Raw genomic sequence first — 6,384 nt, forward strand, 5'->3', positions numbered from 1 at the left:
CCCTCAATTGCCACTTCCAAGGGATACGGCGATATCACCGGCTCTTTCTCAAAGCTCGCAAAAACTAAGCGTGCCTTCTTTTCCGCCAGGCTCGTCGTGGTCTCACCGATATACTTCTGAAGCAGTGGAAAGCTTGCCGGAGCTAAGTGCTTAACCATGGCGGCGCAGATCAGCCGGGAGCCGGGGCGCAAGTGGGCAGTGAGGCGGCAAAGAATATCTTCCAGAAACGAGAGGTTTTTCGGGAGCTTGATCAGCACGAAATCATAGACACCCGAAAGTGCTTCCAGGTCAGAGAGGGCCTGGCGCGTGCCACTACTATTGCGCAAAATCGCCTTGTGGCTCACAAACGAGTCCGTGTAGCTCATTAGCTCTCCCATCGGGATCGAGATTGAGCAGGCCAGCGCCCCGAAGGCATCGTTGATGATCAGGACGCGTTTATCAGCCAGCTCACACGATTCCAGGTACTTGAGGAGCAGCTCGTCGGCACTATCCCATGCCTGAAGGTTGTCTTTTTTAAGGTCGGGATAGCGTTTAAGGGTACTGAGAAGCATGATCCCGAGTGTATCACCTCCTCTCGTTTTGCTGAAAAACAAATTTCATTATTGCTATAACGAGAGTGTCTCAAAAAGACGATAATGGACTCAAGGGCGAGCCGTCAACCTCACAGTCGTACAACTATTAGATGAACCGTCGAACTTACAACAGTACCCCCATAGAGGACGCCGCTTTTTTACAGCGTGCCGTTTCCCAGGCAAGATGCCTTCTCTGGCAGGCAACTGTCTTGGAGCTGCCCTGCGACAGGAACCACAACCCTTTACAACCCAGCTTCAATGAGGAGCTCGATACCTATCTCCACTGGAACTTGCGCCTGATAGCCCCGCATGCGGTTCTAGAATGGCTCCCGTTTCCCTTTACGGAAGAGCAGCCTCTCCAGGAAGCTTTCCTTCATGCGCGCTGCCCGGAAGAGCAGTACCAGTGTGAGATCAAAGCGATTCAAGCACTACGCGATGAAGTGCCCCGTTACCACCAGGAATACACAATCCAGCTTGAGAATGGCAGCGTACGCTGGCTCAATGAGGATGTCACCGTGCAATGTCTGGTACCGGGCTGCTGGAATCTGGTGGGGGTATGTACCGACATTACGGACCGCAAAGAGATCGAAGCACGGCTTGCCTACCAGGCCCAGCACGATCCGCTCACGGGTCTGGCAAACCGTCGCCAGCTTATGGAGACGATTGAGAAACTGCTAGCAAAGCCACACGGGCATACTTGTCTCTTCTTTGTGGATCTAGACAACTTCAAACTCATCAATGATAACTTTGGGCACCACTCGGGCGACCAGGTGCTGATTGCGACGGCGGAGCGGCTCCGCCGCGAGGTTGGCCTGCAGGGGGTTATCGCCCGGCTTGGTGGCGATGAGTTTACCGTTCTTCTCCCAGATGTCCCCTCGTCCGCGCACGTGAACAGCCTGGCCGAGCGGCTGACACGGGCGCTCAATGCCCCACTAGTAATCCAGGAGCGCCCTCTCCTGCTCTCCGCCAGTATCGGAGTTGCTCTGGGGGAGCCCGGCAGCACGAGCGATCTTCTGCGTAACGCGAATACGGCGATGCACCATGCAAAAGGGCTGGGTAAGGCGGGCTACCTGTTCTTTGATCCCATCATGGATCAGGACTCACGCGAGCGCTTTGAGCTGGAGGCAGCGCTCCGGCGTGCTCTCCGCGATGGGGAGATCAAGCCCTACTACCAGCCGATTCTCTCCCTGAAGACAGGCGCAGTCGTGGCCGTGGAGGCGCTCGCGCGCTGGCAGACAAGTGAGGGCACCTACCTGCCACCAGGCCGCTTTATCCCCATCGCGGAGGAGACGGGCCTTATTATCCCACTGGGTGCCGCACTGCTCCGAGCCGCCTGCTGCGATGCGGTGCGCTGGCGTGGTGTACTCGCAAACCGGAGCATCCATGTCAATGTCAATGTCTCCGAGCGTCAGTTCCGTGAGGAGGACTTTGTCCCCATGGTACGCCAGACGCTTCAAGAGACGGGTTTGCCACCAACGGCACTCACGCTCGAGCTCACGGAGAGTATTCTGCTTAGTGATATCGAGAGTGGAATCGCCCGCCTGCATGAGCTTGAGGAGCTGGGGGTTCGATTAAGCCTGGATGATTTCGGAACCGGTTACTGCTCCCTGTCTTACCTAAGCCGCTTGCCCGTGAAGGCACTCAAGGTAGACCGGAGCTTTGTGAGTGCACTTAGTCATGCGGACCCCAAGCTCGTCACCCAAAATGAGGCGATTATTCGAACCATTCTCGCACTGGCCCAAACCCTGGAGCTGTCGGTCACAGCGGAGGGCATTGAGGAAGTGAGCCAGCAGAAGCGCTTGACGGCTCTAGGGGCGAGCTTTGGTCAAGGCTACCTCTTTGCCCGCCCCATGCCTGCCCACGAGCTAAGCCGTTATCTGGCGGCGGAGGCAACTCCCCAACAAAAAGCCGCCTGATCCTGATCTTCCTGGGGCTTCAGGCCGTCTTCTGGCCCTTTTAGGCGTTTGCGGAGCCGACTAACCAGCGGTATACTGTCAGTCCAGTTCCTTTCCACCCGTAGCTCAGCGGATTAGAGTGTTGGCCTCCGAAGCCAAAGGTCGCAGGTTCGAATCTTGCCGGGTGGACTGCTTCTTTCCTCTCGTATTGGAGGGTTTCTCATGACGCGTCGTCGCTTCGCGGTGGATCAAGAGGATCCTCCCTCAAACACTGTTTGGTTGGAGAGCCTATTTAAAGCGCCGGGAGTGCGCTACGATGGCAACCTAGTTTTCTCCCCACGCAAGGCGCTGGTCAATGGCAAGCGCTTCGAGCACGGGATGTCGGTGGATGTCAAAGACGATCCCATGGGTCCCGGCGAGATTTGCGGGATGACAATCCCCGTCCAGGGCAAGTTCCTACGCTTTCAGGCGACGGTAGGCCGCGACGATGACGAGGCAAAACTGGGAACGGGTTACTGTTATTTCGAGGTCTACGGCGACAACAAGCTACTCTTCCGCTCGGATGCGATTCGCTCCACGCTCTACCCGGTGCTCACCGAGGAAGGGGGGGCAAAACGATCCCGTCCACAACCGGTAGACCTAGAAATCAAGGGGGTTCGCCTTCTGCGCCTAATCGTGCGCTATGCCAATGACTTCAAGCAAACCGGGACGTTCTCGGCTGGCCCAACAGGCGGTCATGTGAAGCGTGCCGCAGGCTGTATCTGGTACGATGCGAAGCTGATCTCAGGCACAGGAGCTATGCTGGATACCGACCGCCTCAAGGAGCGTGATGAGCGCATCCGAACGGCGGCCCAGCTGGCTGCCCGCTCCCTCAAACGGCAGCTCCAGGCACTGGAGAAACCCGGCACCAAGTTCCCCCTCATCATCCTCCCCATACGCGATGAGTTCCGCGTCTCTCCCGATGACCTACTAATCCGCCCCCAGATTGCGAAAGTCTTCTTTGGCAGCGAGGACGGCAAGCCACTGGGTGTCCCGCTGGAGCCGGAAAAAACGGCGGAGCTACGCGAGATATTACGCAACTTCTCCCCCAAGTCCCTGCGTGAGCTAGCCCGCGCTGCCGAACAGGGGCGCTACGCCAACGCCCCTTACTTGATTGGGGGCTACATCGAAAACGAGAGGCTCTATCTGATTCTTTTGGATACCCGGCCCGACGACGGTCAGGTTGTCGGCAATGCCACGGGCTGGCTTAGCCCTCCCTAAGTCGTCGGGCGAGAAGTGGTATACTGCAAGCTCACATCATGCCTCTAGCCTCGCTCTCAACAGACTCGAACCCGTTCCGTAATGGCCTTCGTTCTCTATTGATGCACCTCCCTTCCCGCCCCGCCGAGCAGCTCTATGGGGCAATCGGTGGCACGGGCAAGCGCTTGAAAGCCCCGCCAATTGCTCTCACCGTGACCCTCCGAAACGGGACACGGATGTCTCTGAACCTACACGATGGGATGCAGAGGAACCTCTACTACACGGGTGTTTGGGAGACGGCTTGTGTAAAGTGCCTGGAACCCTATGTCACGGAAGGCGCGGTGTTTATTGATATTGGAGCCAATATCGGATTCTATTCCCTCTGGGCGGCGGCGCGCTGTGGGACGAGTGGGCAAGTATTTTCTATCGAGCCCAACCCCAACACCCTTGCCTTCCTAAAAACCAATGTCGCGCTGAACGCGGATATTGCGCCCATCCAGATTATCGAAGCCGCCCTGAGCGACACCGACGGCGTGCTCACTTTTGAGTTCAATCCTGGTTCACTCGGAATGGGCCACATTCAGCGCACGTGCCAAAAAAGTGCTTTGAAAAAACAAAAGGTGGAAGTAAAATCCCGCGGTCTGGGAAGTCTGCTGACGGAGTTCCCCCGAATGCGCGAGGCGGGGGTCATGAAAATGGATGCGGAAGGCGCAGAGGGGCTGATTCTCAACGCCGTGAAAGACTACCCACTCCCTCCCGTTGTGCTGATCGAAGTGGAAGACCGACATCTAGAACACTACGGCACCACGGGTAAAGCCGTTATCGAGCTGATGGCCGCCCGTGGCTACCAGGTTCGGGAAGTTCTCAGTAACGGTAGCACTCGCAACCTCTCGCCCCCCTACCCCACGACGTACCGTGGCAACTTTCTGTTCCAGCGCAAGCCCTAACGACAGATTTACAGTAGCGCGGCGACTTCGTCACGACATGCGGTGACCACTCCCACATGCCGAACGACGGCCCCGCCCGATGCATTGCCCAGGCGCACGGCCTGCTCGATGGTTCCCCCCGCCGCTAGCCCCATCGTAATCCCAGCAATCGTGGAGTCCCCCGCGCCCGTGCCATCAAAGACCTCAACCGGAACGGCAGCGACATCCACAAAGCGCGTGGGTTCGAATATCGTCAGGCCGCGTGCGCCGCGCGTCACAAGAAGATTACGCACGCCGAGCGCCTCCCGAAGCCGCGCTCCGGCATCGTGAAAGAGCGTATCGTCCAGTGACTCAAACAGTGTCGTGCGGCTAGCCTCGTCTGCTTCTTTTCGGTTGAGCTGGATCAGGTCTGCCTCCTTGTAGAACGCGACACTCGCAGGTTTAGGATTGGCCGTCACTACAACTCCCCGTACACGTGCCGCCGCACTGAGGCGCGCCACGAGTGTCTCGGTCAGGACGCCCTTGAGGTAGTCCGAAAAAAGCAGTGCATCACAGCCAGCCTCTAGAATTTCCTCGCACGCACGAACCAGCTCCGTCTCGGTCTCGGCGGTGAGCGAGGCACGCAGCTCACGGTCCACACGCACGATCTGCTGCGCCCCCTGATACGAACCCGCCGTCACCCGCGTCTTGCGCGTCGTCGGTCGGTCGTGGGCCGTCACCACAGCAGAGGTATCCGCCCCAAGCGCCCGCAGCGCCTCCCGCAGCTTCCCTCCCGCCGCATCATCGCCGACCACGCCCGCCACAAAGACCTCAGCCTCAAACGCCACGAGCTGCGCCGCCGTGTTGGCCGCTCCCCCCGGCACAAAGGTCTCGCGCTCGACTTCGACAATCGGCACAGGCGCCTCGGGGGAGATGCGGTTCACATGGCCCCAGATGTGCTCATCGGCCATCAGATCGCCAATAACAAGCACGCGCTTTCCTGGGAAACTTTCTAAAATTTTGAGCAGTTCGTCACGCATGTATTTCTTCGCTCGATGCATCGCCCCCATGAACGAGGGCGTCTTATTGTCCTCATACTTCGGACACAAAGGGCGTGCCGCCCATAGCCGAGTTTACTCGGTATGGCCCGAAGTGGCCTTCGTGTCGGAGCTTGCGACGACAATAAGACGCCCCCGTTCATGGGGGCGGAAACCATCACACCGCGCTGTGGATCAGGCGGCAGGTATTGATCATCTCTTTGGCACGCTCGACATCCATCCACTCGCCGATCTGAACCGATTTCTTCTCCAGAGTTTTATAGACATCAAAGAAGTGCTCGATCTCGCGCAAGTAGTGCTCCGGGACGTCTTCAAGCTTACTGACACCGTGAAAGCGCGGGTCGTGGGCGACGCGGGCGAGTATTTTCTCATCAGCACCTTTTTCGTCGCGCATCATCAAGACCCCGAGCGGGCGGCAGCTCACCACACAGCCACAAAAAGTGGGGTGCGAGCCGATCACAAGAACATCGAGCGCATCGCCATCGGCACTCATGGTTCCGGCAATCCACCCGTAGTCAAACGGATAGAACAGCGGCGAGTAGAGCGGACGGTCAAGTTTAAAGACCCCTAGCTCTTTGTCGTACTCGTATTTATTGGAGGAGCCACGCGGAATCTCGATGACGGCGTGCACTTCGTCGGGCGCATTGTCGCCAATGGGTAAAGTTCGGTAAGGCATAGATTTAGCTTATTGTACAGCCCCGATGATCTGATGGAC

Annotated in this window: 5 protein-coding genes, 1 tRNA gene and 1 pseudogene; 4 read left to right on the forward strand and 3 right to left on the reverse strand. The window is 57.9% G+C overall.

The window, feature by feature from the left end; genetic code table 11:
- A pseudogene (locus ACH2EH_RS03170) lies at positions 1-551 on the reverse strand (50S rRNA methyltransferase); the annotation flags it as partial.
- A gap of 131 nt (positions 552-682) precedes the next feature.
- On the opposite strand from ACH2EH_RS03170, the gene ACH2EH_RS03175 reads away from it, so the two are divergent.
- From ACH2EH_RS03175 to ACH2EH_RS03190, 4 genes are all read left to right on the forward strand, one after another.
- Complete coding sequence (locus ACH2EH_RS03175; RefSeq protein ID WP_395138889.1) at positions 683-2,488, forward strand: EAL domain-containing protein; 1,806 nt, start codon at positions 683-685, stop codon at positions 2,486-2,488.
- 94 nt (positions 2,489-2,582) lie between these two features.
- Positions 2,583-2,656, forward strand: a tRNA-Arg gene (locus tag ACH2EH_RS03180).
- 90 nt (positions 2,657-2,746) lie between these two features.
- Complete coding sequence (locus tag ACH2EH_RS03185; protein ID WP_395138891.1) at positions 2,747-3,727, forward strand: NPCBM/NEW2 domain-containing protein; 981 nt, start codon at positions 2,747-2,749, stop codon at positions 3,725-3,727.
- Between the two features lie 38 nt (positions 3,728-3,765).
- Positions 3,766-4,653 (forward strand): FkbM family methyltransferase, encoded by an 888-nt coding sequence (locus ACH2EH_RS03190; protein ID WP_395138893.1) that lies wholly within the window; start codon positions 3,766-3,768, stop codon positions 4,651-4,653.
- A gap of 8 nt (positions 4,654-4,661) precedes the next feature.
- Here the strand turns inward: ACH2EH_RS03190 and ACH2EH_RS03195 are convergent, their stop codons facing one another.
- Together ACH2EH_RS03195 and ACH2EH_RS03200 are read right to left on the reverse strand one after the other, a co-directional pair.
- Positions 4,662-5,651: a bifunctional heptose 7-phosphate kinase/heptose 1-phosphate adenyltransferase gene (locus tag ACH2EH_RS03195; protein WP_395138895.1), complete on the reverse strand. Its 990-nt coding sequence runs from the start codon at positions 5,649-5,651 to the stop codon at positions 4,662-4,664.
- A gap of 175 nt (positions 5,652-5,826) precedes the next feature.
- A complete protein-coding gene (locus tag ACH2EH_RS03200) occupies positions 5,827-6,345 on the reverse strand; it encodes an inorganic diphosphatase (protein WP_395138897.1) in 519 nt (172 codons plus the stop codon).
- Positions 6,346-6,384: the final 39 nt, after the last annotated feature.

Source organism: Armatimonas sp. (assembly GCF_043760365.1).
Lineage (GTDB): Bacteria > Armatimonadota > Armatimonadia > Armatimonadales > Armatimonadaceae > Armatimonas.

Excerpts from the sequence above, each read along its gene's own strand:
- ACH2EH_RS03190 (WP_395138893.1), top strand. The coding sequence starts at position 3,766 with ATGCCTCTAGCCTCGCTCTCAACAGACTCGAACCCGTTCCGTAATGGC.
- ACH2EH_RS03200 (WP_395138897.1), bottom strand. The coding sequence starts at position 6,345 with ATGCCTTACCGAACTTTACCCATTGGCGACAATGCGCCCGACGAAGTG.
- ACH2EH_RS03195 (WP_395138895.1), bottom strand. The coding sequence starts at position 5,651 with ATGCGTGACGAACTGCTCAAAATTTTAGAAAGTTTCCCAGGAAAGCGC.
- ACH2EH_RS03175 (WP_395138889.1), top strand. The coding sequence starts at position 683 with ATGAACCGTCGAACTTACAACAGTACCCCCATAGAGGACGCCGCTTTT.